This is a genomic window from Streptomyces sp. ID05-39B, assembly GCF_033794725.1.
Classification (GTDB): domain Bacteria; phylum Actinomycetota; class Actinomycetes; order Streptomycetales; family Streptomycetaceae; genus Streptomyces; species Streptomyces bobili.
On the sequence record NZ_JARGEF010000042.1, the window covers coordinates 1 to 26,052 of the forward strand.

Genomic DNA, 26,052 nt, shown 5'->3' on the forward strand with positions numbered 1-26,052 from the left:
TCCCATCTGCCACAACAAGCGTCTACCGCCTCAGCCGGCCCGAAGCGGTCCGCCACCTGAACTGCAATGAAGCACCCCCGTCGGGACAAAACGCTCTTTCAGAAGGCGTTCGGCTTCGCAGCGGCCCTCCCGTGGTCGGGGCCGGAGTGCAAGCCCGGCTACCTGAGCACCGACGACAGGGGCGGCTACATGTCCCGCCTGGCCGACAACATCGAATCGGAGCAACTCGACACGGCGGTCGAACTGTTGAAGCGGGCGGCGGAAACCTTCGGCGACGAGCCCACCAGCCTGGGGGAGATCCAACTCCTCGCGAAGGAACTGACCGCAGCCCTGCACGACGTACTGCGCGTAGCCACCAGCCGAGGTCACCTCCTGGCGAGGAGCGAAGCTCACGACCTCTGAGGGGTGCGCGACAAGGCTGGCGGCGGGACAACCTCCCGTCCGACCTCCCGTCCAACCTCCTACCGTCCAACCCGCGCCGGGAGAGGGACTTGGACAAGCCACCGGGTCTCTCCCTGCCGCATCTGTCGTGGACTGGGCAGCTTCAGGCCACAGATCGTCCGGAGCTCACCGAGCAGTTTGACTCCCTCAGCCATGCGGACTACTTGCACTCGTGCTCTGCAGGCGATCTGGCGGTTCGAAGCCAACTCCCTGTGAACCCGGAGTTCAGAGGTCTTGGGGGCTGGTCGGCGTGTCGGGGTGGGTGCGGTGGAGGGTGGTCTCGAGAGAGGGATGACGCAGCCCTGAAACCATCCCAGCCGTATTGACGTAGAAGTACGGGGAGTGCCTGGGATGCCGTCCCGGATCGGGACATGACTGCACAGGCCGACGGATGGATGAGAGTACGGGCCACATGGATGCAATCCACGATGATGTAGCGGAGTTCGCGTTGCTGCTGACGCGTCTGAAGGAGCGCACAGACCGCAGCTACGCGGCGCTGGCCCGCCGTCTGGGCATGAATGCCTCCACGCTGCACCGCTACTGCGCCGGAGAGGCGGTTCCCCTGGACTTCACCGGGATCGAGCGGTTCGCCGCACTCTGCGGAGCCTCCCCCGAGGAACGCGTGGAGGTGCACCGCCGGTGGATCCTGGCAGTCGCGGCACGGCAACGAACACGCCCATCCGCTGCCCGGCGGTCACCGATACCCCGCGACATCACGAGCACCGCGGCATCGGCCGCATCCACGAGCCACGCGGGCCCGGCGGACCCGCGCCCGGGGCCGACCTCGTCGGCTGATCCGCGGCCCGGCGCCGGGCGCCCCCGACGTCGGCCCGTGCGATCGATAGCACTGGCGGCTTCGCTCGCCGTCGCGCTCGCCGGCCTCACCACATCCGCTGGCGGACCCTCCTCCGGTGGCGGTGAGCCGTCGGCCTTCGCCCGCACCACACCGACACCCTCGGCGCCGGCCGCGCACGGCGGCGGCAGCCCGCAACCCGCTGGCGGACCCTCCTCCGGTGGCGGTGAGCCGTCGGCTTCCGTCCGCACCACACCGACACCCTCGGCGCCGGCCGCGCACGACGGCGACAGCCCGCAGGAGGACCGGGCGAGCGCCGACACGGCCCCCTCGACGGCCCCGCTCACCTGGACGGCCAACTCCCACCTCTGGCGACCCGAATGCGACCACGACTACGTCATCACCAAGCCACCGCAGCAGGTCCCGCCGCCGCCGGCCCCGCAGGACGCCGCGGCGTGGGCCGCATCCCTAGGGGCGGTGCACGGGCGCACCACCCATCTGCGGATCTCGGTGCAGGGACGCGGCTCCGCCGCCGTCGTCCTGGAAGCACTGCATGTGCGCGTGGTCAACCGCACCACCCCCGCCACCCGCCGGGGCATCGCCTACTCCATGTACGAAGGCTGCGGCGCCATCCTCATCCCCCGCCACTTCTCCGTGAACCTTGACGCGCACCGACCTCTGGCCCGTTCGATTTCCGGCAACGACCCGGACAGACCGGACCCCGCGGTCGACTTCCCCTACCGGGTGTCCCTGCAGGAGCCGGAGGTCCTGCTGCTCTCCGCGCGCACCGACTCCTGCACCTGCGACTGGTACCTCGACCTCGACTGGTCCTCACAGGGCCGGACCGGCACGATGCGCATCGACGACCACGGCCGCCCTTTCCGCACCACGGGCATCAAGGGGCTACCGCACTACTGGTACCGCAACCCCACTGGCTGGGTCCCCATGACCACCGCCTACGACGAGGCGGAAACCGGCGACTGACGAAGCAACAGGCCGCACAGCCCGTTCCTCCGACAGCAGGACCGGTGACGGCGGGGGCCCGCCCGATTCCGCCTTCATCGGGATCCGGGCGGGGCCGGGGCAGGGAGGTGGTGCCGCGCACCTGGTGAGCCTGTTCGGCTTCAGGTCCCGCAGCGCGGAAGCCACCGTGTCCGGCCGCTCCTCCACCCCCGACTCCGCCCTGCCTGTTGATCACCCTCTTCCTACCGCACCCCGCCGACACCCACCAGGCAGCAGAAGTCCGTTGCGGGCCGGAGCGGACGAGACCGTGGCCGTGTGGCCGGGCCGCTGGGGGGCCTCACGCGGCCCTGCCCGTCGCCCGGAGGGCGTGATCACGCGCGCCTGCCAGCCGCTCCGGCGGATTCAGCACGTGGAGCTGCTGGAGATCTTTATTCCGTTGACCCTGTAGGAATTGGTGAACACGGTTTGAGTGTTCGGCCCGAGGCAGATCGATCCCCCGCTCTGGAGCCGCAGGTACACGACGTCGTCGTTCCGGGTGTTCAGGACCCCGTAGTGCGGCCGGGGAGTGACCGCCTGATAGCTACTGGTGACGTCCCGGTACTTCGAGATCGGAGTGCCTGCGAGCAAGGCGTTGTTGTCCACGTAGAAGCAGACATAGGGATACGGGCAGCCCTGGGTGGGGGACTCCGCGGGGGCTGCGGATGCGTCAGTCATGGACATGGTCGCGACGGCCATGGCCACCCCCGCGAAGCTTGCGATCTTCCGGATGACGGGCTTCATCAAACCTCCAAGAATTCGGCAATTGTTCGAGTCCGCCCGCGAGTGGTGACGGACATGGCAAGGCGGAGCATGGCCGGGGCGAACATGTGATGCTGCCACGAACTCCCCACGCCCCGGCAGGATTTGGGGCCCGCATGGACCTCGGCCGACGACAGCCGGCTACGACGGCGGGCGCGTCGACCGACCACGCACGCGTGTGCCTCGCTGCACCCCACCAACCCCGCCGCGCGTCCTGGGTGCCCGAGGACATGGGTGTCCCAGGAGCGGGTGCACGGCGGGTGCGGGTGTCGTGGTGCTGCCGGGCCTTCGGCCGACTTCAGCAGGCCAAGTGGGCGTTCTGGCCGGCCACCGGGAAGCGGTCCCGATCGAGGTCCGTCACTTCGACATGATGAAATCCAGGGCGAAACCGGGAGCGGTCGTCCAGTAGGTGACACGCTGGTAGTCGTTGGCGTACAACGTCTCGACAGGCATGGGGACACCGATCGGCTTGCCCGCGCTGCTGCCGGGCTTACGACCCTGGAGGCTGAGGGTGATGCTCTTCGCCTCGTACTCGTCCATGGGGCCGTTGACGAGCAGACCGGCATACGCCTCCTCACCCGGGGCGAGGGTGACGGGCACCCCCGGGTGCGGGTCGCTCTCCTCGATCACGCGGGCCGTGTTCCGGCCGTCGCCAAGCCGCACGAGAGGGTAGCGGTAGAGGTTGCACTTCTCGTCGCCGGCGTTCTGGACGGTGAGGAGGAGGTGCCGGGCGTCCTCGCTGTCCGCAGGCTCCTTCGTGGCGGACACGCCGAGGACCTCCTGGGAGCAGGTGTCGACGGTGCCCTTGTCGCTACTGCCGCCCGAGCGGTGCGTCACCGCGGCATCGGCCTTCCCGCCGATCGTCAGCGGCCCGGTGGTGGAGGCCTGTGCCGACACACCACACCCGAGAGCCAGGACGAGACCCGCGGCCACGGCCGCACGGCCCGTAAGGGACTTCACGTTCATATGCGTGTTCCTTTTCTGATCGGTATGAGGTCGCACGCGTCCGCGGCCTGGCACTGCGGATCAAGGTGCGTGCCGGACGCCCAAGGAGACGGGCGTCCCAGTGGACTGGTGAGCCGGGGTGTCATGGCGCTGCCCGGCGGTCGGCCGCTTCAGCCGGTGCGACAGCCGTAGCATCGGATGCCTCGCGGGCCTGGGACAACAGCCCCGCTCCATCTGCAACGTTGGGACGATCCCACCCCGACAACCTGCAGAAACAAGGAAGCCTGGGATGCCTGTCTGGGATGGGAAACGCCTGAGGCCGGCGGCCGGACACCCGGTGGACCCGACCCCGTCACCTCGGCCGGCCCGCGCGCCGCCGCACAAGCGGCGCCCGTTCCAGCCGTGGCGAGCCGAAGGGCGCCGCCCGTAAGGGCGTCCCCTCCCTCAGCCCGGCCCGGTCGAGGACCGACACCTCGCCGTGCCCGAAACGCGCGATCTCCTCGTCCAGCTCCAGACGCCGTCCTTTCAGCTCCTCAAGCCGCGCTTCCACATCACTCTCGGCCCCGAACCACATCTGCCGCAGGAGCTCAAAGACGGTATTGAGCCGCGATTCCGTGCCGATGAAGGAACGGGCCTTCAGCGAGCGGACCCAGGCGACGGCCCTTTCCACGGCGGGCGTCGCGTCGTAGTGCGGCTCGTCGGAATCAGGCGGACAGTACTTGCGCAGCCAGCCCGCCTGCGTGGCTGACCAGGTCGTCCAGGTACGCCTTCGCGGGCTTGGGGAACGCCTGCTCTCCGAGCCGTTCGTTCAGCGCGTACAACTCGTCATCCAGCCGGTCGGCCAACTCCGCACCGGAGATCGAACGGACCCCCTGCTCCACGAAGACCTTGTGGAGGAAGCTCAGGATGAGCGCCGCGTTCTCCGCCCGCAGCAGCTGCCACGCCGGGTGGTGCTTGGGTAGCCGCACCACATCGTCGTACTCCATGCACCCGCCCCCAGATCCCCGTCACGTGCTCAAGTGGTTCGGTACGGTACCCACGAACGCACGGTGGAAGGGGCCACTGACAACGAGGGCGAAACCGCTGTTGACCAGCAGGTTCGTCATCTTGTGCAGGTGTTCGAGGGGGGTAGGTCACCGCTTCCGTCGGTACGGATCGGCATACGGCTCCATGGACTGGCGGACTTCTTCGCGAACTGGATCCATGAGTGGACCGGGCGCGTAGTGGCGGGCGCGGCCCTTGCCGTGAGGAACGAGCCAGCCGCGGGCGACGAGCTCTCGGATGTCGCGGATGGCTTGCTGGTCGCTGAGGTCGGCGTCCTGCTGGTAGACGGTGCGGCGGACCTTCGCGTCCGAGAAGGCAGGCAGCAGGGCGTAGACGACGCGTTCGTCCAGGCCAGTTGCTTCGACGGCCTCGACCAGGCGGTCCAGGCGCGGGACATCACGTCGAAGCGCCGCTGGGCCTGCTGCGCCTGGCGGTGGTGGGCGGTGAGGCAGAACCGCATCCAGGGGCGTGTGTCCCGCTCCGGACTCCAGTGCGGACCGCCTACGTCCTCCAGGACCTGGTAGTAGGCGTATGTGTTCTGTCCCCGGCCGAGCCATTCCTCGATGGACGAGAACTCGGGCGGCATCAGGGCCTCGCGGGAGAAGACGAGGGTGGAGAGCGCTCGGGACATGCGCCCGTTCCCGTCCTTCCATGGGTGGATCTTGACGAGGTTGAGGTGGGCCATGGAGGCCCGGACGTGGACGGGCGCGTCGAGGTCGCCTTCGTTGAGCCAGTCGATGAACTCCGACATCAGAGCGGGAACGTCCGCCTGGTCCGGTGCGGTGTAGGCGGGGACCAGGGGATCGTCGGGGCTGGTGACGTAGACGGGCCCATCGCGCCAGCGGCCGGGGCGCTTGTCGAGGTGGTGGCCCCGGAGCATGAAGTGCAGACCGTTGAGCAGGCCGGCGTCGTAGTGGAAATCGTCTCCTGCGTCGGCGAGGGCCTGGATGTAGGTCATGCCGCGCTGATATCCCTCCAACTCGGCACGTGTCTTCTCCCCGGTGTCCAGAGGTTCCCCGCCGGAAATGAGGGCTTCCACGTCGTCGACTGTCGCGGCGTATCCCTCGATGGTGTTCGATCCGGCGATCGCGCGGGCGGTGAGGTTGCGGCGTAGCTGGCGGGTCCAACGAGGAGTGGCGCGGAGCACGGGGAGCCCGGTTCGAGGATGTGAATCGGGATAAAAAGCCCTCCAGGGCAACAAAAACCCTCCGCAAGTGATCTCGCGAAGGGTTAGAAAATGGCTCTGGCCTGCATAAACGCGCGCCCCCGGCAGGACTCGAACCTGCGGCCAAGCGCTTAGAAGGCGCCTGCTCTATCCACTGAGCTACGGGGGCCGGGTGTGGTGGCCTCGTGCCTGGTGCCCGGGTGTGGGCTGATCCGTGACGTTGCCGGGGACAAGGATAGGGCTCCCGGTTCCTTGTCCTGAGCGCTTCGCCTCCGTGGCTCAATGTGGAGGTTCGGTGAAGCGGTCCTGATAATCGCAGGCAGGTACGAATTGTGCACCGCTTTTGGTGCCTGGAGCGTCGGGTGTTGTGCACTCGTTATGCCTGCGCCGCACCTCTGTCCCAGTCGCGGCTTCCATCCCTTCTGTCCTATCGGCGCGCAGGCATGTCTATATGCTTCATAAATCCCCCGAAATTGGGCATTCTTCGCATGTGGTGACCTTGGACGTACGGCCTCAGCTGCTCGACGCACTCTCCGCCCTGCGCGACCGTGTCGCCGCCGCACGCTTTCCGCTGCCCCTGGCGGGGGCCCCACGCGCGCGTGCCAACCGCGACGAGCTCCTCGCCCAGCTCGACGACTATCTGGTGCCCCGGCTCAGACAGCCCGAAGCGCCCCTGCTGGCGGTGGTGGGCGGTTCCACCGGCGCCGGCAAGTCGACCCTCGTCAACTCGCTGGTGGGTCGGCGGGTCAGCGAGGCGGGCGTGTTGCGGCCGACGACCCGGACGCCGGTGCTGGTGTGTCACCCGGAGGACCATCACTGGTTCAGCGGCATGCGTGTACTGCCCGATCTCACGCGCGTGTGGGTGCCCCACCAGGAGCCCGCGGACGACCTGTTGCTGCCCGGCGAGGACGGCAGACGCCTCCTGCGCATCGAGACCGCGGAGACCCTTCCGCCCGGCCTCGCCCTCCTCGACGCGCCCGACGTCGACTCCCTGGTCGCCGACAACCGTGTCCTGGCCGCCGAACTCATCTGCGCCGCCGACATCTGGGTCATGGTCACCACGGCGGCACGGTACGCCGACGCTGTGCCCTGGCACCTCCTGCGCACCGCGAAGGAGTACGACGTGACGCTCGTGAGCGTCCTCGACCGCGTACCCCACCAGGTCGTCTCCGAGGTCTCCCGGCAGTACGGCGCCCTGCTCACCAAGGCCGGGCTGGGGCACGTACCGCGTTTCACCGTGCCCGAACTGCCCGAGTCCGCCTGGGGTGGGGGGCTGCTTCCGGCCACCGCCGTGGCACCGCTGCGCGCCTGGCTCGTCCAGCACACGCAGGACCTCGCCGCCCGCCACGACGCGATGGCCCGCACGGCCTACGGCGTCCTCGACTCGCTCAAGTCCCGGATGCCCGAACTGGCCGGCGCCGCCGCGGCCCAGTACGCGGCCGCACTGCGGCTCACCTCGGCCGTCGACGGGGCCTACGACAGCGAGTACGCGCGCGTGCGGGGCCGGTTGCAGAGCGGCGCCGTGCTCGCCGGTGACGCCCTCAAGCGCTGGCGGGCCTTCCCGCTGGACTGCACCGCCGGGGAACTGCTCGACGCCCTCGTGGAGAGCCTGGCCGCCCTGCTGCTGTGCGCCGTCACCGCGGCCGATGAGCGCGTCGACGAGGCCTGGCGCCGCGAACCTGCCGCGGGCGCCCCGGAACTGCTCGACCGCGACCCCTCCCCGGAGACGGCCGAACACCGCATCGGCATGGCGGTACGGCGCTGGCGGCGCGAGCTGGAGGAGTACGCCGAGGACGAGGTGCGCGACCTTGAACGCGGCGCCGTACCCGACCCCGAAGTCATCGCGGCCCTCGTCGCCACCGTCCTGCTGGGCGGCCGCAGGGCCCGTTCCGCGGGCGAGGGGCTCGCCGAACGGATCGGCGCCCATGGCGCGCTGCGGCTGCGCGACCGGGGCGGGAAGCTGCTCACCGAGCACCTCGACCGTGTCATGCACAACGAACGCGAGCGCCGGCTCGCCCCGCTCGACGGACTCGACGTCCACGCCGAACCCCAGGCCGAACTCATCGCCGCGCTGTCCGTACTGCAGAAGGAGAGGTGACCGGTGACCGCCGTCACGAACCACGACCACACCGACCACACCGGCCACACGGATCACGCTCATCACACCGATCACACCGATCACGCCGATCACTTGGAACAGGCGGCGCCCGGGAGGGCGGTGAGGGAGCGGGAGCTGGGGCCCCAGGGGGACCAGTCCGGCGAGTCGGCTCCGGGCGCGGCGGCCGGCGTTGCGGAGGGCGCCGGGGAAGACGCCCCGCAGGCCGGTGGGAGCCCGGAAGGGGCCTGGGATGGCGAGGAGGGCGGAGACAGTTCCCCGGGCGGTCGTGACGAGGACAGCCAGGGGGACGACCGGGACGCGCCTGTGGCCGAGGCGGATCGCATCAGCGTCGCGCGCGTGACGGACGTCAAGGGTTCCGCGCGCGTGACGGACGTCAAGGGTTCGGCGCGCGTGACGGACGTCAAGGGTTCCGCGCGCGTGACGGACGTTGACAGTTGCGCGCGCGTGACGGACGGCAGCGGCTCCGTGCGCCCGGCCGACGCCGCCCTGTCCCCGTACGAAGCCGAAGGCGGCCGTTTCGTGAAGGCGGTGGAGGGCGGCGCCTCCATGCCCGTCGGCGGGGGGGAGTGCCCTGCGCGTGCGCGCGCGAGCAGCGAGTCCTCGGTCGGCCGGGCGAAGGCGGGGGACGAGCAGCACGCGCGCGTGCGAGAGAGCGCCCCTCCCGCGCGGGTGCGGGGAAAGGGCGGTCCCGCCCGTGCGCCGGAGACCGAAGCTCCCGCGCGCGGTCGCGACAGCCATGAGGGTCGCGACAGCCTTGAAGGCCGTGGCAGCTATGGCAGCCATGGCAGCCGCGAGGGTCGCGACACGCGCGACGGTCGCGCGAAAGACGGTCGCGCGAGGGACGGTGACAGTCTGGCCGCGTCGGACGACTCCGGTTCCGGTGAACCCTGGGGGGACGGTCTCATCGCACGTCGCGTGAACGAGGCCACCGCCGCCGAGCAGGCCGCCGCGGCGCTGGAGGTCCGGTCCGGAGGACCCCAGACCGCGGCCCCGCTCGCCTACGACGGCGCCCTGCGCTCCCGGCTCGACGCGCTGCGCGAACTGGTGGGGCTCTCCCGTACGCGGCTCGACAGCAGGACGCTCTCCGAGGCGGGGCGCGTTCTCGACGAGGCGGCGGCCCGGCGCAGGCTCTCCGGGCAGCACACCGTCGTCGCGATCGCGGGGGCCACCGGCAGCGGCAAGTCCCAGTTGTTCAACGCGCTCGCCGGGGTGACCATCTCGGAGACGGGCGTACGGCGGCCGACCACCGCCGCGCCGATCGCGTGCAGCTGGAGCGACGGCGCCGCCGGCCTGATCGACCGGCTCGGCATCCCGGGCCGGCTGCGCCGCCGCCCGGTGCAGAGCGCGGACGCCGAGGCGCAGTTGCGCGGGCTCGTCCTGGTCGACCTGCCCGACCACGACTCGGCCGCCGTACAGCACCGTGAGCAGGTCGACCGCGTGCTGGCCCTCGTGGACGCCGTCATCTGGGTCGTCGACCCCGAGAAGTACGCCGACGCCATGCTCCACGAGCGCTATCTGCGGCCCATGGCGGGCCACGCGGAGGTCATGTTCGTCGTCCTCAACCAGGTCGACCGGCTGCCGGGCGAGGCCGCCGAGATGGTCCTCGACGACCTGCGGCGGCTGCTCGACGAGGACGGCGTCGCCCTCGGCGAGTACGGCGAACCGGGCGCGACCGTCCTCGCGCTGTCCGCGCTCACCGGCGACGGCGTCGGCGAACTGCGGGAGTCGCTCGGCCAGTTCGTCGCGGAGCGCGGTGCCGCGGCGCGGCGGATCGCGGCCGATGTGGACGCCGCCGGATGGCGGCTGCGGTCCGTCTACGCGACGGAACGGCGCACCGGGCTGAGCGAGGAGGCGCGGGACGATTTCGCCGCCCGGCTCGCGGACGCGGTCGGTGCCACCGCCGCGGGCGACGCCGCCGAACGCGCCTGGCTGCGCAATGCCAACCGCGCGTGCGGGACGCCGTGGCTGAGGCTGTGGCGGTGGTACGAGGACCGCCGGGATCCCCCCACCGGCCGGATGCCGGTCCGCTCGCAGGCCGACGAGGAGGCCACGGCGCGCCAGCGCGTGGAGCAGGCGGTGCGCACGGTGTCGGAGCGGGCCTCGGCGGGCCTGCCCGCGCCGTGGGCGCAGGCGGTGCGCGAGGCAGCCGTACGCGGTGCGCAGGGGCTGCCGGAGGCGCTGGACGAGCTGACCGCGCGGGCCGGGGTGCCGCAGGGGCGTCCGCCACGGCCGGGCTGGTGGCCGGTGGCCGTGTTGGCGCAGGCGTCCATGACGGTCCTGCAGATCCTCGGCGGCCTGTGGCTGGTCGGCCAGATCGCCGGGGTCATGTCGCCGAACCTGGGCGTGCCGGTGCTGCTGATGGTGGCCGGCATCATCGGCGGCCCGCTGGTGGAGTGGAGCTGCCGGCTGGCGGCCCGCGGTCCCGCGCGCAGATACGGCCAGGACGCGGAGCGGAGCCTGCGGGAGGCTGCCGCCGGGTGCGGCAGAGCGAGGGTCCTGGATCCCGTGGCCGCCGAGTTGCTGCGGTACCGGGAGGTACGGGAGCAGTACGGGCGGGTGATGGGCGCGGAGGCGCTGGTGAGGTGAGGGCGGCACCTGTGGACGCGTGCCGGGTGGTGATCCGGTGGATGTTCGGGGGCGGGGCGTGCCAGAGGTGGTGATCGGGGCGTGATCCGGGCGGGGCGAGCCTGGTCTCCCTCGTTCGGGTGACGGCTTTTTCCACAGGCCGGTGGTGGTCCACAGGGCGCGGCGGGCTCGGCCCGGCGGAGGCAGTCTGGTGGTGCGGCGATCGCGGCGGACGCGGTCGTGGCGACGGTGGCGGTGAGCGGCTCGGGGCGGATGCCCCGTGGCCGCCGGCGTCCCGGAAACGCAGACGCAGCCGTACGGGACGGGCCCGTACGCGTATCCGCCCGGTGTGGACATCGGGGTGAGGGAGGGGTTCTCGATGAACGAGACGATGGTCTGTGCGGTGGGGAACGTGGCGACGCAGCCGGTGTACCGGGAGTTGTCGGCGGGGCCGTCGGCGAGGTTCCGGCTGGCGGTGACCGCGCGCTACTGGGACCGGGAGAAGAGCACCTGGACCGACGGGCACACCAATTTCTTCACGGTGTGGGCCAACCGGCAGCTGGCGGTGAACGTGGGGGCGTCGCTGAACGTGGGCGACGCCGTGATCGTCCAGGGCCGGCTGAAGGTGCGGGCGGAAGCGCGCGAGGGGCAGAACAGGACGTCGGCCGACATCGACGCGGTGGCGATCGGCCATGATCTCGCCCGCGGCACCTCTGTCTTCCGCCGCGCGGCCAGGCCCGATACGGCCGCTGCGGCCGGCGTACCCACGCAGCCGGAGCCCGACTGGGAGACCCCTGTGACGACGCCTTCCGCGGAGCCGGGATCAGCGCGGCGACGGGAGCCGGCCGCCGTGACGTGATGTCAGGGAGTGCGCCGATCTGAGTGATCGACGGCTTATCGGCGGATACCTCCCGGAGTTGCTGGTGGATTTGTCGATAAGCCCTGCTCGCAGGCGATCTTGGGGATAACGATTCCGAGTCGGATCACCCATCGGGTGACCTGACCGGGAAGGCCGGTACGTCCGCCTCTCTAGGATGCCGAACGTGGCTCACGGGGCTTCTGATTCTGCTGGTGGGACCCATCCCCCCACATCAACGGGTCCCGCTCGAAGGGGAATTACGTGATTTCTTCGTTCTGCGCGCCGTTCGGGCGCGGACGGGGCGCGGTCCGCCTCGCAGCGGGGACGCTGGTGTCCGGACTCGTCGCCGCCGGTGTCCTCGTCACCGCGGGCACGGCCGTCGCCGACACCGCCGCACAGACCCAGGGTGGAGCGACGGCGACGATAGGCGGTCTCAAGACCTATGGCGCCGCCGTGTTCCACGACGAGAGCGGGGACCAGGAGGTCTCGGCCGGCCTGTTCGAGATGTCCGTCGACGGCGGCGGCACCCTTCACACCTACTGCGTCGACCTCCACAACCCCACGCAGAAGGAAGCCAAGTACCAGGAGACACCCTGGAGCGGCACCTCACTGGGCGTCAACAAGGACGCGGGCCGCATCCGCTGGATCCTGCAGAACTCATACCCCCAGGTCAACAACCTGGCCGCGCTGGCCAAGAAGGCCGGCATCACCGGAGGCGGCCTCACCGAGCAGGACGCGGCGGCCGGCACCCAGGTGGCGATCTGGCGCTACTCCGACGGCGCGGACGTCGACGCCGTCGACCCGCAGGCCGAACGGCTCGCGGACTACCTCCACAAGACCGCCCGTGCCGTGGCTGAACCCCCGGCGTCACTGACCCTGGACGGGCCCGCGGTCTCCGGCCACCCCGGCGAACTGCTCGGCCCGGTCATCGTACGGACCGGCGCCGGCGCAGTGACGGTGACACCGCCGCTCGACGCCGCGATCACCGGCGTACGCATCGTCGGCAAGGACGGTGAACCCGTCACCTCCGCGCGGGACGGCAGCGAACTGTTCTTCGACGTGCCCGTCGGCACCGCCGCCGGGGCCGCCGAGCTGACGGTCCAGGCCTCCACCACGGTCCCCGTCGGCCGCGCCTTCACCTCCGGGAGCCGCAGCCAGACACAGATCCTGGCCGGCTCCAGCGAGTCGACCGTCGCCGCGACGGCCTCCGCGACCTGGGCCGAGACAGGCGCCGTCCCGGCCCTCTCCGCCGCGAAGAACTGCCCGAAGAACGGCGTCGACATCACCGCGTCCAACCAGGGCGACCAGGCATTCACCTTCGAGCTGATGGGCGTGCGGCACAGCATCCCGGCCGGCACGTCCCGCACGGTGACGATCCCCCTCCAGGAGGATCAGGCCTACGACTTCACCATCACCGGCCCGCAGGGCACCCAGAGCCGCTTCGCCGGCGTCCTCGACTGCCGGACCAGAGCCGCCGAGACCGGCCTGACCACCCAGACACTCGCCGAACCCAGCCCGGCCACGGTGGGCGGCACCGCCCCCTCGGGCACCGACCTCGCCGAGACCGGCGGTTCCGACGCCACCCCTCTGATCGCGGGCACCGCGATCGGCCTGGTCGTCATCGGCGGCACGGTCCTGCTGCTCGTCGGCCGCAAGGAGAACAAGGCACAGGGCTGAGGCAGCCACCGCGGCATCGCACCGGGGCGGGAGAGCGAGGGCTCGGACAGCCGGCGAAGCCTGACTCGTCACCCGCGGCCGTCACCCCCGCGACGGCGGAAACGGGTGACGTTCCTCGCTCCGGTCCACCGCCGGGGGCAGAGTGGTCGTATGAACGCAGACGACAGGAACACCCTGGCCGGGGCACGGGTGGCGACCAGGCTCCCGGCCCAGGACCTGGACCGGGCACGCCGCTTCTACGCCGAACGGCTCGGCCTGCACCCGGTCGACGAACGCCCCGGCGGACTGCTGTACCGAAGTGAGGGCGGCGCCGAGTTCGTGCTGTTCCGGTCGACGGGAAGCTCGCCCGGCACGTTCACGCAGATGGCCTTCGAGGTCGACGACATCGAGGCAGTGGTGACGGAGCTGAAACGCCGCGGCGTCATCTTCGAGGAGGTCGACGTGCCCGGCTTCCGCACCGTCGACCACGTCGCCGAGATCGACGGAAACTATCCGAGCAAGGGCGCCCGGGGCGAACGCGGAGCCTGGTTCCACGACAGCGAGGGAAACCTCCTGGGCATCGGCCAGCCCGTCGGCTAGAGGGAGGAACAGGCGGACCGAGAAGCAGCCGGACGGAGAAGCAGTTGGACGGAGAAGAGCCGGACGGAGAAGAGCCGGACGGAGCAACAGAGGGAGCAGCAGGGGGAGGAGCGGTGCGCGGCCGGCGCGGGCAGGTCATCGCTCGGCCATCGACGAAGCCCGGCGTCGGTTGGGTCCCGGACATATTCCGGGCCGCCCCGCACAGGCCGGGGATGCAACCATTTCCTTCCAAGCTGGAACCTCCGGAAGCCGACCGCGCGAGGGAGACCATGGCCACAGGCACTGACATCGACAGCCAGAGGCACTGACATCGACGCTGATACCCGGGTTCAACGGGCCCGCGAACGCGACGGGATCCTCCGACGGGCCGGATCCGGCGCTCCACGTTCCCATGGGCCGCCGTCAGTGACAGGTCCGCCGCAGGTGTCTACGGCAAAACCGCAGGTCAGGGAGTCTCCCGCAATCGGGTTTCCCCCCAGGGGTAGCAGTCCGGCAAGATGGGGTGTATCTGCCCACTGCCAGAATTCAAGCTGCCGGACGGTTTCTCTTGGCTGAGTACATCTACACCATGCGCAAGACGCGTAAGGCTCACGGCGACAAGGTCATCCTTGACGACGTGACGCTGAGCTTCCTGCCCGGCGCGAAGATCGGTGTGGTCGGGCCTAACGGTGCCGGTAAGTCCACCGTTCTCAAGATCATGGCCGGGCTGGAGCAGCCGTCCAACGGCGATGCCTTCCTGTCGCCCGGCTACTCCGTCGGCATGCTGCTGCAGGAGCCGCCGCTCGACGAGTCGAAGACGGTCCTGGAGAACGTGCAGGACGGCGCCTCCGAGATCATGGGCAAGCTCAAGCGGTTCAACGAGGTCGCCGAGCTGATGGCGACCGACTACTCGGACGCGCTCATGGAGGAGATGGGCAAGCTCCAGGACGACCTCGACCACGCCAACGCGTGGGACCTGGACGCCCAGCTGGAGCAGGCCATGGACGCCCTGGGCTGCCCGCCCGGCGACTGGCCGGTCACCAACCTCTCCGGTGGCGAGAAGCGCCGCGTCGCGCTCTGCAAGCTGCTGATCGAGGCCCCCGACCTGCTGCTGCTCGACGAGCCCACCAACCACCTGGACGCCGAGTCCGTGCAGTGGCTGGAGCAGCACCTCGCCAAGTACGCCGGCACCGTCGTCGCCGTGACCCACGACAGGTACTTCCTGGACAACGTGGCCGGCTGGATCCTCGAGCTGGACCGCGGCCGTGCCATCGGCTACGAGGGCAACTACTCCACCTACCTGGAGTCCAAGGCCTCCCGCCTCAAGGTCGAGGGCCAGAAGGACGCCAAGCGGGCCAAGCGCCTCAAGGAGGAGCTGGAGTGGGTGCGGTCGAACGCCAAGGGGCGTCAGGCCAAGTCCAAGGCGCGTCTGGCGCGCTACGAGGAGATGGCCGCCGAGGCCGACAAGATGCGGAAGCTGGACTTCGAGGAGATCCAGATCCCGCCGGGCCCGCGTCTGGGCAGCGTCGTCGTCGAGGTCAACAACCTCAGCAAGGCGTTCGGCGAGAAGGTCCTCATCGACGACCTCTCCTTCACGCTGCCGCGTAACGGCATCGTCGGTGTCATCGGTCCCAACGGCGCCGGCAAGACCACCCTCTTCAAGATGATCCAGGGCCTGGAGGAGCCGGACTCCGGCGCGATCAAGGTCGGCGACACGGTCAAGATCTCGTACGTCGACCAGAGCCGCGAGAACATCGACCCGAAGAAGTCGCTGTGGGAGGTCGTCTCCGACGGCCTCGACTACATCAACGTCGGCCAGGTCGAGATGCCGTCGCGGGCGTACGTCTCCGCCTTCGGCTTCAAGGGCCCGGACCAGCAGAAGCCGTCCGGTGTCCTGTCCGGCGGCGAGCGCAACCGCCTGAACCTCGCGCTCACCCTCAAGCAGGGCGGCAACCTGCTGCTCCTCGACGAACCGACCAACGACCTCGACGTGGAGACCCTGTCCTCCCTGGAGAACGCGCTGCTCGAGTTCCCGGGCGCGGCTGTGGTCGTCTCCCACGACCGGTGGTTCCTGGACCGGGTGGCCACGCACATCCTCGCCTACGAGGGCGAGTCGAAGTGGTTCTGGTTCGAGGGCAACTACGAGTCCTACGAGAAGAACAAGATCGAGCGTCTCGGTGCGGAAGCGGCCCGTCCGCACCGCGCCACCTACAAGAAGCTGACCCGGGGCTGATCTTTCTTGCGGCACATCTACCGCTGCCCACTGCGCTGGGCGGACATGGACGCGTACGGCCACGTCAACAATGTGGTGTTCCTCCGGTACCTGGAGGAAGCCCGTATCGACTTCCTGTTCCGCCCGGAGAAGGATTTCAAGCAGGGGTCCGTGGTGGCGCGCCACGAGATCGACTACAAGCGGCAGCTCGTCCACCGGCACACGCCGGTCGACATCGAACTGTGGATCACGCAGATACGCGCAGCGTCCTTCACCATCTCCTACGAGGTGAAGGACGGCGACCAGGTCTACGTCAGCGCGTCGACGGTGATCGTGCCGTTCGACTTCGCCGCACAGCGACCGCGCCGGCTCACCGACGAGGAGCGTGAGTTCCTCGAGGAGTACCGGGACGACGACAAGGAGGCCGTCGCCGCATGACGGTGCTCCACCTCGCCGACGAGGGGGAGGCGGCGGATCTCGCGGCCTTCCTCTCCCGGCTGCTCCACTACGACCGTGGAGCAGCGGTCCGGCTCCAGGCGGCCGGCACCGCGCTGGCCGTCTTCGGACGGCCGCCGTCCTTCGAGGTCCTCGCGATCCGGGCGGTCCGCCTGGCGAAGCCGTACGAGAACGGCCTCGATGTCACGCTGGACGTGACGGTGTCCGCCGGGGAGCTGCTGGAGAGCGTGGACGAGGCGGCGGCCACGGCCGCCGTACCCGCCGCGGTCACCGGGCCGCCCTGGGCGGGCGTACTGCCGCCGCGCGGCGGCTGGCAGCCGCAGGCGGGACTCCCGGCGCCGGACGCGCTGCGCGCGATGGTCGGCGCGGCGGTCGCCGAGTTCCGCCGCCGCATGGAGGAACTGCCGGACGAGGGCCGTACCCGGACCGAACTCGACCGGATCGGGCGGGACATCTGGTCCCGGACGGTCGGGGACAGCGGCCTGCCCGTGCGGGCCGCGCACGCGGCCCAGTCGCTGGGCTTCCTGCGGCCGGCCACCCCGCCCCGCGACATCGGGCTGTTCTCCTCGGGATCATGGCTGCGGCTGCGGACCCCGTACGGCTCGATCGCCGTACGGCGGGCCGGACTCGGCGGCCTGGGCCTCAGCGTGCGCTGAGCGGCCGCACGCCCCCTCGGGCCGCCGTACGCCAGGTCACCGGGCTCGTTCCGGGGTCATTCCGGGGTGTTGAGCATGGACGCCGCGGCGTACGTGAGGTAGTTCCACAGCGTCTCCTCGTGCTCCGCGGAGAGCCCCAACTCGTCCACCGCGTCCCGCATGTGCTTCAGCCACGCGTCGTGCGCGGCCCGGTCCACGGTGAAGGGCGCGTGCCGCATCCGCAGGCGGGGGTGGCCGCGGTTCTCGCTGTACGTCGTGGGGCCGCCCCAGTACTGGATCAGGAACAGCCTGAGCCGCTCCTCGGCCGGGCCCAGGTCCTCCTCGGGGTACATGGGCCGCAGGACCGGGTCCTCGGCGACTCCCTCGTAGAAACGGTGGACCAGCCGACGGAAGGTGTCCTCCCCGCCGACCTGCTCGTAGAAGGTCTGCTCCTGAAGCGTGCCGCGCCGGATCTCTTTCACGCTCCCCATGGTCTCAGACCCGGGGACCGAGGACTCCAGCCCTAGGACCTCCGGCGTTCGGGATCCACGGGTAGGCGAGCCCCGGGGTCCGGGAGCCCCGGGGTCCGAGGGTCCCGGGCACTCGCCTACCGGGCCCGGCCGCCGCACAGTGGACGTATGACAGCGCATGCTCTCGGCAAGGAGTTGGAGCAGCTCGCCGTCTCCGAGCGGGCGGCGTTGGTGCGGGAGATCGAGGTGAGCGGGGCCTTCGCCGCCGACCCTGAGTGGCGGGAGGCCTTCGGCACGGTTCCGCGTCATCTCTTCGTGCCCTACTACTACGTCGGCGGCGCGCGCGGGTACGAGCGGCGCTGGGGCGAGAGTCCCGATCCTCGGGCCCGTGAGCGCTGGTTGCGCGGCGCGTACGAGGACGTGCCGCTGGCGACCCGGCTGCGGGACGGGGAACTGCTCTCCTCCAGCAGCCAGCCCTCGCTGATGGCGGAGATGCTCGCCGAACTGCGGGTGTGCGACGGGGACCGGGTGCTGGAGGTCGGCGCGGGCACGGGATACAACGCGGCGCTGCTGTCCTACCGGCTCGGGGACGAGCGCGTCACCACCGTGGACCTCGACCCGGAGATCACCGAGTCCGCGCGGCGGCATCTCGCAGAGGCCGGGTACCACCCCACCGTCGTCACCGGCGACGGCGCCCGCGGAGTCCCCGAACGCGCCCCCTTCGACCGGATCATCGCCACCTGCGAGCTGGCGTCGGTCCCGCGGGCCTGGATCGCCCAGTGCCGTCCCGGCGCCCGCATCCTGACCCCGCTCGCCACCGGACTGCTCGCGCTGACGGTGGGGGAGAGCGGGCAGGCCGAGGGGAACTTCCTGCACACCCCCGCCTACTTCGTCCCGCTGCGCGGCACCGACCGGCGCGCGCCCGAGCCGGTCGCCCTCGGCGGGGTGCCGACGCGAGCCAGGGAGAGCGACCTGTTCCGCTTCCTGCTGGCCCTCACCCGTGCCGCCCTCGACCCGCAGGAGGCGTACGCGCTGTGGGAACGCGAGGGCAGGCCCGGACGGGACCGGTACGGCGTCACCGTCGGCGGTGAGCAGACCTGGGCCTGGCTCGACGACCCGGAGGGACCGTACGCCTGGCCCCTGCCGGGATCGTCGGGGCCCAGCCTCATCGGCGCCTAGGGGGCGGCCCCCACGCCGACCGGTCCCAGCCGACCGGTCCCAGCCGACCGTGCCTAGCCCCGTCGCACTGTGATCGTCGTCCACGCGCCGACGTGGACCCGGTCGCCGTCCTGGAGCGGTACGGGCACGAAGGGCTGGATCGGCTCGTCGGAGCCGTTGACCGTGGTGCCGTTCGTCGAGTTCTGGTCGACGACGGCCCAGCTGCCGTCGGGCTGCTGGACCAGCACCGCGTGCTGGTGCGAGACGCCCGGATCCTCCGGCGGCACCGACAGATCGATGTCGGGGGTCTCACCCGTGGAGTGCCGGCGGCGGCCGATGGTGATCTGGTTGCCGCCGAGCGTGCGCTGCTGCTCCGGGGAGTACGCGGGCAGGTTCAGTCCCGCGGCCTCCGGTCCCGAACGGTGCATCATCGACATGAAGTACTCGCGGTCGGGGCCTATCGTCGCCGTCCAGGTCGCCGGCTGCTGCGGGAACGCCGGGCCGGGCGGGGGCGGGGCCTGGTTGCCGCCGGGCTGGGGGTAGCCGTAGCCGCCGCCCTGGTTGCCGCCGGGGCCGCCGGTGTGGGACGGCGGGGGGAGCACCCAGTCGTCGTCACCGCCGCCGAAGGACGGGCCGGACGGCTGCTGCGGACGGCCGGTCTCCTGCGGGTAGCCGGGCGGGGCCTGCGGGCCGGGCTGTCCGGGCTGCTGGAAGGCCTGCGGGGCGCGGTGGCCGCCGGGACCGCCAGGCCCACCGGGACCGCCAGGCCCCCCATGGCCACCCGGCCCACCAGGACCGCCGGGGCCGCCAGGCAGGCCATGACCGCCGCCGGGGCGGGGGTCCTGCCGGGACGGGTCGGGGCCGTAGCCGCCCTGACCGCCGGGGGCGCCCTGGCCGCCGGGGCCGGAGGGTTCACGTGCGAAGGGGTCGGCGGACGGGTTCACGGGGCCGGGGCCGCGCTGTCCGAAGGGGTCGCCGGGAGCGCCCGGGTCACGCCCGTAGGAGCCCGCGGGCGATCCGCCACCGGCCGTGCCGCCGGGACCCTGGGGACCGCCGGGGGGACCACCGAACGGCCGGCCGCCGGGACCACCCTGGCCACCCGGCTGCTGCCCGAAGGGCCTGCCGCCCCCCTGCCCTTGGCCCGGACCCTGCCCCGGACCCTGGCCGTGCCCCGGACCCTGGCCGTGCCCCTGGCCGTGTCCCTGGCCCGGAGGCCGCGACGGGTCGCCGAACGACGGGATCGGCTCGGCGGGACGATTCACCTGGGACGGACGCGAGCCCTGGTACTCGAAGGAGTCACCACCGCCGAAGGACGGGGGCGGCGGCTGGAACCGCGCGTCGGGACCCGCCCCGGGACCGACGGGACCGCCGGGACCACCCGGGCCGGGCCCGCCGGGCCCCGGCGTGCGCGGGGCGGCCGGGGTGTACGAGGTCGCCGTGTTGGTCAGGAAGTTCCACCGGCACTCCTCGCAGAAGGGCGCGCCGCCCTCACGGGGCGTGCGGCACTGCGGGCACAGCTCCGGCTCGGCGTTCGGTACCGCGGACAGGTGTCGGTTGTCGGGACGGCCTCCGGCGCCCGGCGGGGGGTACGGCTTCCCGCCGCCCCCGCCGGGCGCCACCGGCACATTGCTGCGCTCGCTGCTCGCCCCGATGAAGGCGCGCGTCGCCCTGACCACGTTCCTGCTGCTGCTCCAGCAGGCAGCCGTGCAGGCGGGCCCGCTGCTGGTGGCGTACGCCATCGACCGTGCCGTACCGGCGTTCCGCCAGGACGATTCGGGGCCGCTGGTCGCGGTGGGCGTCGGCTATCTGGGGTGCGCGCTGGCCGGCGGCGGGCTCCAGTACGCGTTCCTGATCGCCTCGGCCCGCGTCAACCAGGACGTGCTGCTGGACCTGCGCGGGCGGATCTTCCGGCACGCGCAGGCGCTGAGCGTCGACTTCCACGAGCGCTACACCTCGGGCCGGCTCATCTCCCGTTCCACCACCGACGTGGAGTCGCTGCGCGAACTGCTCAGCGAGGGACTCCAGGAACTGGTCACCGTCGTCCTGTCGTTCCTCTACATCTCGGCGATGCTGCTCTGGCTGGACCTGGGTCTCGGCGCGGTCGCGGTGGCCTCGTTCGGGCCGCTGTACCTCCTGGTGCGGGTCTACCAGCGGCGCGCGGGGCGGGTGTACCGGACGCGGTCCACCGCGATCGCGTCCGTGATCGTGAAGTTCGTGGAGACGGTCAACGGCATCCGGCCGGTGCGCGCGTTCCGCCGCGAGGCCGTCAACGAGGCCGACTTCAGGGTCCTGAACCAGCGGCACGAGCGGACCAACGGGGACGCGCTCCTGGAGATGGCCCGGTATGTCGTCGGCTCACGGCTGGTCGCCAACACGGCCGTCGCGCTGATCGTGCTGTGGGGCGCCCAGCGGGTCGCGGACGGCTCCCTCGCGCTGGGTGTACTGGCGGCGGCGGTGCTGTATCTGCGGCGGCTGTACGACCCCATCGACCGGCTCGGCATGTTCCTCAACTCGTACCAGTCGGCGGCCGCCTCCCTGGAGAAGATCGCCGGGCTGCTGGCCCAGGAGCCGTCCGTGCCCGAGCCGGCCGTGCCGCGGGAGCTGCCGGCCCGCCGGCCGGACATGCCGGGCCGCGAGGTCGTGTTCGACGGCGTCGCCTTCGGCTACCGCACGGGCGGTGAGGTGCTGCCCCGCTTCGACCTCACCCTGCCCGCCGGAGAGACCGTCGCCGTGGTCGGCTCGACCGGCGCCGGGAAGTCCACGCTGGCCAAGCTGCTCGCCCGCTTCTACGACCCGACGGCGGGCCGGGTCCTCCTCGACGGTGTCGATCTGCGCGACCTGACGACGGCCGAACTGCGGCGCGGGGTGGTCATGGTGACGCAGGAGGCGTTCCTGTTCTCCGGGACGGTCGCCGAGAACATCGCGATCGGGCGGCCGGACGCGAGCCGGGAGGACATCGAGCGGGCGGCGAAGGCGCTCGGCGCGCACGAGTTCATCAGTGCCCTGCCCGACGGCTACGACACGGACGTCCGCAGGCGCGGCGGCCGCATCTCCGCCGGTCAGCGTCAACTCGTCGCTTTCGCACGGGCGTTGCTCGCCGATCCGGCGGTGCTGATCCTCGACGAGGCGACCAGCTCGCTCGACGTGCCCGGCGAACGGGCCGTGCAGGCGGCGATGGCGACGGTCCTGAAGGGCCGTACGGCGGTGGTGATCGCGCACCGGCTGTCGACCGTGGAGATCGCCGACCGGGTGCTCGTCATGGAACACGGAGGAATCGTCGAGGACGGCACGCCGGCCGAACTCGTCGCGGGCACCGGCCGGTTCGCCGACCTGCACCGCGCCTGGCGGGACAGCCTCGCGTGAGGGCGGGGCGGACGCGGAGGGAGCCGGTCGACGCCTACGCCGACCCCGGCACGCCCGACTGCCGGGGTGGCTGGTGGTACCTGTGGTGGCTGACCTGCCGCCAGCCGGGGCGGGCGCTGGCGGGGGCGGCACTGTCCAGCGTCTGGATGGTGCTGCTGGCGGTCGCCCCGTATCTGCTGTCGAGGGCGGTCGACGACGGGCTGGAGCGCGGTGACACGGCCGCGCTGGCGCTCTGGACGGCCGCGCTGTTCGTGGTGGGCGCGTTCAACGCCTGGGTGAGCATCGTGCGGCACCGCACGATGACCCGGCTGCGCATGGACGCCAACTTCCGCACGGTCAAGGTCGTCGTCGGGCACGCGGTCCGGCTGGGTGCCGCGCTGCCGCGCCGGATCGGGGCCGGGGAGGTCGTCACGATCGGCGTCGGCGACGTCCAGACCATCGCCATGTCCCTGACGATGATCGGGCCGGGCATCGGCTCGGTCGTCGTCTACGTCGTCGTCGCCGGGGTGCTGCTGTCGATCTCGCCGCTGCTCGCGGCGGTCGTGCTGCTGGGCATGCCCGTCATCGCGGTGCTGGTCGGCCCGCTGATGGGCCGGCTCCAGGGCGCCGAGGGCGAGTACCGGGAGCGGCAGGGCGTGCTCACCGCACGCATCGGCGACCTCGCGGGCGGGCTGCGGGTGCTCAACGGGCTCGGCGGCAAAAGCCTGTTCGCTGAGGCGTTCCGCCGCGACTCCCAGCGGCTGCGCGTCCAGGGCTACCGGGTCGGCTCGGTCACCAGCTGGATGCAGGCCCTCGGGGTGGGCCTGCCCACGGTGTTCCTCGCCGTGGTGACCTGGCTGGCGGCCCGGCTCGCCGCCCAGGGTGAACTGACGGTCGGCGAGCTGGTGTCGGTGTACGGCTATGTGGCCGTGCTGGTCGGCCCGGTGGCCTTCCTCGTCGACATGGGCTACCACCTCAGCCGGGGCGTGGTCGCCGCCCGCCGGGTCGTACGGCTGCTGCGCCTGGAGCCCGATCCGGACACCGGTACGGCGGACGCACCCGCCGGGCCCGCGGAACTGTACGACCCCGACTCCGGTGTGCGGGTCGTGCCCGGTCTGCTGACGGCGCTGGCAGGCGCGCGGCCCGCCGACACGGCCGCCGTGATCGACCGGCTGGGCCGGTACGGGCCGACCGACGTCACGTGGGGCGGCGTACGCCTCGACGCCGTCGGGTCGGCGCGGGTTCGGAAGCGGATCCTGGTCGCCGACAACGAGGCGGACCTGTTCGCCGGCAGCCTGCGCGAGCTGGTGGGCGGCCGGGGCACACCGTCCCCCGCGGAGGCCGGCCGGGCGCTGCGGGCGGCTGCCGCCGAGGACATCGTGCAGGGCCTCCCGGAGGGGCTCGACTCCGCGGTGGCCGCGCAGGGCCGCAGTCTCTCCGGGGGCCAGCGCCAGCGCGTACGGCTGGTGCGGGCGCTGCTCGCCGATCCCGAGGTGCTGCTGGCCGTGGAGCCCACCTCGGCGCTCGACGCGCATACGGAGGCGGCGATCGCGCAGCGGCTGCGGCAGGCGCGCGCCGGCCGGACGACCGTCGTGACGAGTTCCTCCCCGCTGCTGCTCGACCACGCCGACCGGGTGGTGTACCTGGTCGACGGGAAGGCCGCGGCCAGCGGCCGGCATCGGGTGCTGCTGGAGACGGAGCCGGGGTACCGGGCGCTGGTGGCGCGCGACGCGGAGGGCACCGAAGACGGTGAAGGCGCCGAGGGCACCGAAGAGACCGCCGGGACCGAGGGCGCCGAGGGGGCCGTGCGATGACGTCGGATGCGAAGGCGGCCGGAGCGGAGGCGGAGGCCGGCGAGGGGCGGCTTCCGGTGGCCACGCGGGCCGATGTGCGACGGGCCACCGGCCGGCTGGTGCGGGCCGACGCGCGGGTCTTCGCCGGCGTCGTGGCGCTCAACGTACTGGCCGCCGCGGCCGGTCTGGCCGGGCCCTGGCTGCTCGGCCGGATCATCGACGAGGTGCGGTCCGGCGGCGGGACGGCGGCGGTGGACCGGCTGGCTCCGGCCATTCTGGTGTGCGCGCTGGCGCAGTTGGTGCTGGCCCGCTGGGCCCGGTACGCGGGGCACCGGTTCGGGGAGCGGACGCTCGCGCGGGTGCGGGAGGGCTTCGTCGAGCGGACGCTGGCGCTGCCCGCGTCGGTCGTGGAGCGGGCCGGCACCGGGGACCTCGCCACGCGCGGCACGGCCGACGTGGCGGCGGTGGGCACGACCCTGCGGGACGCCGGGCCCGAGCTGCTGGTCTGCGCGGTGCAGGCGCTGTTCCTGCTGGGCGCCGTCTTCGTGATCGACCCCCTGCTCGGCGCGGTGGGGGTGCTCGGGCTGACGCCCGTCTGGTTCGCGCTGCGCTGGTATCTGCGCCGGGCTCGCGCCGGGTACCTCGCCGAGGGGGCGGCCACCTCGGAGGTCGCCGACATCCTCGCGGAGACCGCGGGCGGGGCCCGCACGGTGGAGGCGTTCCGGCTCGGGGAGCGGCGGACGGCGGCGAGCCGGGACGCGCTGGCGGTGTCGCGGCGTACGCGGTTCCACACGCTGTTCCTGCGGAGCGTGTTCTTCCCGGTGGTGGAGGTGTCGTACACGCTGCCCGTGGCGGGGGTGCTGCTGCTGGGCGGGATGCTGCACGCGCGGGGCACGCTGAGCCTGGGGACGGTGGTGGCGGCGGCGCTGTATCTGCGGCAGTTCGCCGATCCGCTCGACCAGATCCTGATGCGCGTCGAGCAGTTCCAGAGCAGCGGTGCCTCGTTCGCGCGGGTGGAGGGGCTGGCCCGCGCCCCGCGGTCCGAGCCGGAGGGCGGGGCGCCGCTCCCGGTGGACGACCGGATCGATGTGCGGGGCGTGCGGTACGCGTACGACCGCGGGGGCGAGGTGCTGCGCGGGGTGGACCTGACCGTGCGGCCGGGTGAGCGGCTCGCGGTGGTCGGCCCGTCGGGTGCGGGCAAGACGACGCTGAGCCGGCTGCTGGCGGGCGTGGACGCGCCGACGGCGGGTTCGGTCACGGTGGGCGGGGTGGCGGTCGCGGACCTGGCTCCGGAGACGCTGCGCCGGCAGGTCGTCCTGGTCACCCAGGAGCATCACGTCTTCCTCGGCACGGTCCGCGACAATCTGCTGATCGCCGAACCGGCCGCCTCGGACGAGGAGTTGTGGGCGGCGCTGGCCGCGGTGGGGGCCGCGGGCTGGGTGCGGGAGCTGCCCGGCGGTCTCGACGCGGAGGTGGGCGCGGACCGCCGCCGTACGGACGGCTCGCAGGCGCAGCAGCTCGCGCTGGCGCGGGTGGTGCTGGCGGACCCGCACACGCTGATCCTGGACGAGGCGACGGCCCTGCTGGACCCGGCGACCGCCCGGCACACCGAGCGGGCGCTGGCGGCCGTACTGCGCGGCCGTACGGTCATCGCCATCGCGCACCGGCTGCACACCGCGCACGACGCGGACCGGGTCGCGGTGATGGAGGGCGGGCGGCTGACGGAACTCGGCACGCACGAGGAGCTGGTGCGGGCGGGCGGGGCGTACGCGTCGCTGTGGGGGACGTGGCACGGGGAGCGTTCGGACCCTCAGGGCGGCCTCCAGTGATCCGATCCGTATATCGAACATGAACTCCCGGACAACGAACCGTTTCCAGCCAACTTTCTGACGCGGTCCTGACAGACAGCGCTGTCGGCTGCCACTCTTCCCACTGCTACTGCACAGCAACCCCACAGCGTCACCCGTTTCTGCGTACGGCCCCAGTTGTGCCCGCGCGGCCCACCCGCCGTGCGGTCTCCCCCCGGCCGCGTGACCCGCGGCCGCGCAGAAGGAGTCAG

General features: G+C 71.9%; 19 protein-coding genes, 1 tRNA gene and 2 pseudogenes. 15 read left to right on the top strand and 7 right to left on the bottom strand.

Going from position 1 to position 26,052, the window contains the following annotated elements; all coding sequences use genetic code 11:
* Positions 1-66 precede the first annotated feature (66 nt).
* The 3 genes and pseudogenes from P1P75_RS12395 (at position 67) to P1P75_RS12405 (ending at position 2,218) form a co-directional block, all read left to right on the top strand.
* Positions 67-402 (top strand): hypothetical protein, encoded by a 336-nt coding sequence (locus P1P75_RS12395; RefSeq protein ID WP_319254564.1) that lies wholly within the window; start codon positions 67-69, stop codon positions 400-402.
* A gap of 451 nt (positions 403-853) precedes the next feature.
* A pseudogene (locus P1P75_RS12400) lies at positions 854-1,009 on the top strand (helix-turn-helix domain-containing protein); the annotation flags it as partial.
* Between the two features lie 264 nt (positions 1,010-1,273).
* Positions 1,274-2,218 carry a hypothetical protein gene (locus P1P75_RS12405; RefSeq protein WP_319254626.1) on the top strand — a complete coding sequence of 315 codons (945 nt, stop codon included), beginning with the start codon at positions 1,274-1,276 and terminating at the stop codon, positions 2,216-2,218.
* Positions 2,219-2,599: 381 nt separating this feature from the next.
* On the opposite strand, the gene P1P75_RS12410 is transcribed toward P1P75_RS12405, so the two are convergent.
* The 5 genes and pseudogenes from P1P75_RS12410 to P1P75_RS12435 form a co-directional block, all read right to left on the bottom strand.
* Complete coding sequence (locus tag P1P75_RS12410) at positions 2,600-2,911, bottom strand: hypothetical protein (RefSeq protein ID WP_319254566.1); 312 nt, start codon at positions 2,909-2,911, stop codon at positions 2,600-2,602.
* 441 nt (positions 2,912-3,352) lie between these two features.
* Positions 3,353-3,961 carry a DUF4232 domain-containing protein gene (locus tag P1P75_RS12415; protein ID WP_319254568.1) on the bottom strand — a complete coding sequence of 203 codons (609 nt, stop codon included), beginning with the start codon at positions 3,959-3,961 and terminating at the stop codon, positions 3,353-3,355.
* A 331-nt stretch (positions 3,962-4,292) separates the two neighbouring features.
* Positions 4,293-4,926, bottom strand: a pseudogene (locus tag P1P75_RS42010) (DUF3375 family protein).
* 116 nt (positions 4,927-5,042) lie between these two features.
* Positions 5,043-6,131 carry a Fic family protein gene (locus P1P75_RS12430; RefSeq protein WP_319254572.1) on the bottom strand — a complete coding sequence of 363 codons (1,089 nt, stop codon included), beginning with the start codon at positions 6,129-6,131 and terminating at the stop codon, positions 5,043-5,045.
* A 114-nt stretch (positions 6,132-6,245) separates the two neighbouring features.
* Positions 6,246-6,318 (bottom strand) — tRNA-Arg (locus P1P75_RS12435).
* Positions 6,319-6,639: 321 nt separating this feature from the next.
* On the opposite strand from P1P75_RS12435, the gene P1P75_RS12440 reads away from it, so the two are divergent.
* From P1P75_RS12440 to P1P75_RS12475, 8 genes are all read left to right on the top strand, one after another.
* Positions 6,640-8,247: a dynamin family protein gene (locus P1P75_RS12440; RefSeq protein WP_319254575.1), complete on the top strand. Its 1,608-nt coding sequence runs from the start codon at positions 6,640-6,642 to the stop codon at positions 8,245-8,247.
* 3 nt (positions 8,248-8,250) lie between these two features.
* Positions 8,251-10,854 (top strand): GTPase, encoded by a 2,604-nt coding sequence (locus tag P1P75_RS12445; RefSeq protein WP_319254577.1) that lies wholly within the window; start codon positions 8,251-8,253, stop codon positions 10,852-10,854.
* 358 nt (positions 10,855-11,212) lie between these two features.
* The gene (locus P1P75_RS12450) at positions 11,213-11,692 is read left to right on the top strand and encodes a single-stranded DNA-binding protein (protein ID WP_319254579.1); all 480 of its coding nucleotides are present in this window, start codon (positions 11,213-11,215) and stop codon (positions 11,690-11,692) included.
* 261 nt (positions 11,693-11,953) lie between these two features.
* A complete protein-coding gene (locus tag P1P75_RS12455; protein WP_319254581.1) occupies positions 11,954-13,369 on the top strand; it encodes a TQXA domain-containing protein in 1,416 nt (471 codons plus the stop codon).
* Between the two features lie 150 nt (positions 13,370-13,519).
* On the top strand, positions 13,520-13,948 hold the full coding sequence (locus P1P75_RS12460; RefSeq protein ID WP_319254583.1) for a VOC family protein: 429 nt from the start codon (positions 13,520-13,522) through the stop codon (positions 13,946-13,948).
* A gap of 547 nt (positions 13,949-14,495) precedes the next feature.
* Entirely contained in the window at positions 14,496-16,160 is a 1,665-nt protein-coding gene (ettA, locus tag P1P75_RS12465; protein WP_319254585.1) for an energy-dependent translational throttle protein EttA, read from the top strand.
* A gap of 6 nt (positions 16,161-16,166) precedes the next feature.
* Positions 16,167-16,577 (top strand): thioesterase family protein, encoded by a 411-nt coding sequence (locus tag P1P75_RS12470; RefSeq protein WP_073498682.1) that lies wholly within the window; start codon positions 16,167-16,169, stop codon positions 16,575-16,577.
* Complete coding sequence (locus P1P75_RS12475; RefSeq protein WP_319254588.1) at positions 16,574-17,251, top strand: hypothetical protein; 678 nt, start codon at positions 16,574-16,576, stop codon at positions 17,249-17,251. Before P1P75_RS12470 ends, P1P75_RS12475 begins: the two co-directional genes overlap by 4 nt.
* Before the next feature lie 56 nt (positions 17,252-17,307).
* Here the strand turns inward: P1P75_RS12475 and P1P75_RS12480 are convergent, their stop codons facing one another.
* Positions 17,308-17,721: a globin gene (locus tag P1P75_RS12480; RefSeq protein ID WP_319254590.1), complete on the bottom strand. Its 414-nt coding sequence runs from the start codon at positions 17,719-17,721 to the stop codon at positions 17,308-17,310.
* 147 nt (positions 17,722-17,868) lie between these two features.
* Between P1P75_RS12480 and P1P75_RS12485 the strand changes: the two genes are divergently transcribed.
* Positions 17,869-18,879 carry a methyltransferase domain-containing protein gene (locus P1P75_RS12485; protein WP_319254592.1) on the top strand — a complete coding sequence of 337 codons (1,011 nt, stop codon included), beginning with the start codon at positions 17,869-17,871 and terminating at the stop codon, positions 18,877-18,879.
* A 53-nt stretch (positions 18,880-18,932) separates the two neighbouring features.
* Here the strand turns inward: P1P75_RS12485 and P1P75_RS12490 are convergent, their stop codons facing one another.
* Positions 18,933-20,483, bottom strand: coding sequence for an FHA domain-containing protein (locus P1P75_RS12490; protein ID WP_319254595.1), 1,551 nt, complete (start codon positions 20,481-20,483; stop codon positions 18,933-18,935).
* Between P1P75_RS12490 and P1P75_RS12495 the strand changes: the two genes are divergently transcribed.
* The 3 genes from P1P75_RS12495 to P1P75_RS12505 are packed head-to-tail and all read left to right on the top strand — an operon-like array spanning position 20,413 to position 25,822.
* Positions 20,413-22,221: an ABC transporter ATP-binding protein gene (locus P1P75_RS12495; protein WP_319254597.1), complete on the top strand. Its 1,809-nt coding sequence runs from the start codon at positions 20,413-20,415 to the stop codon at positions 22,219-22,221. The genes P1P75_RS12490 and P1P75_RS12495 overlap by 71 nt on opposite strands.
* A complete protein-coding gene (locus tag P1P75_RS12500) occupies positions 22,218-24,014 on the top strand; it encodes an ABC transporter ATP-binding protein (protein WP_319254599.1) in 1,797 nt (598 codons plus the stop codon). The genes P1P75_RS12495 and P1P75_RS12500 overlap by 4 nt, the downstream gene beginning before the upstream one ends.
* On the top strand, positions 24,011-25,822 hold the full coding sequence (locus tag P1P75_RS12505) for an ABC transporter ATP-binding protein (protein ID WP_319254601.1): 1,812 nt from the start codon (positions 24,011-24,013) through the stop codon (positions 25,820-25,822). The genes P1P75_RS12500 and P1P75_RS12505 overlap by 4 nt, the downstream gene beginning before the upstream one ends.
* Positions 25,823-26,052: the final 230 nt, after the last annotated feature.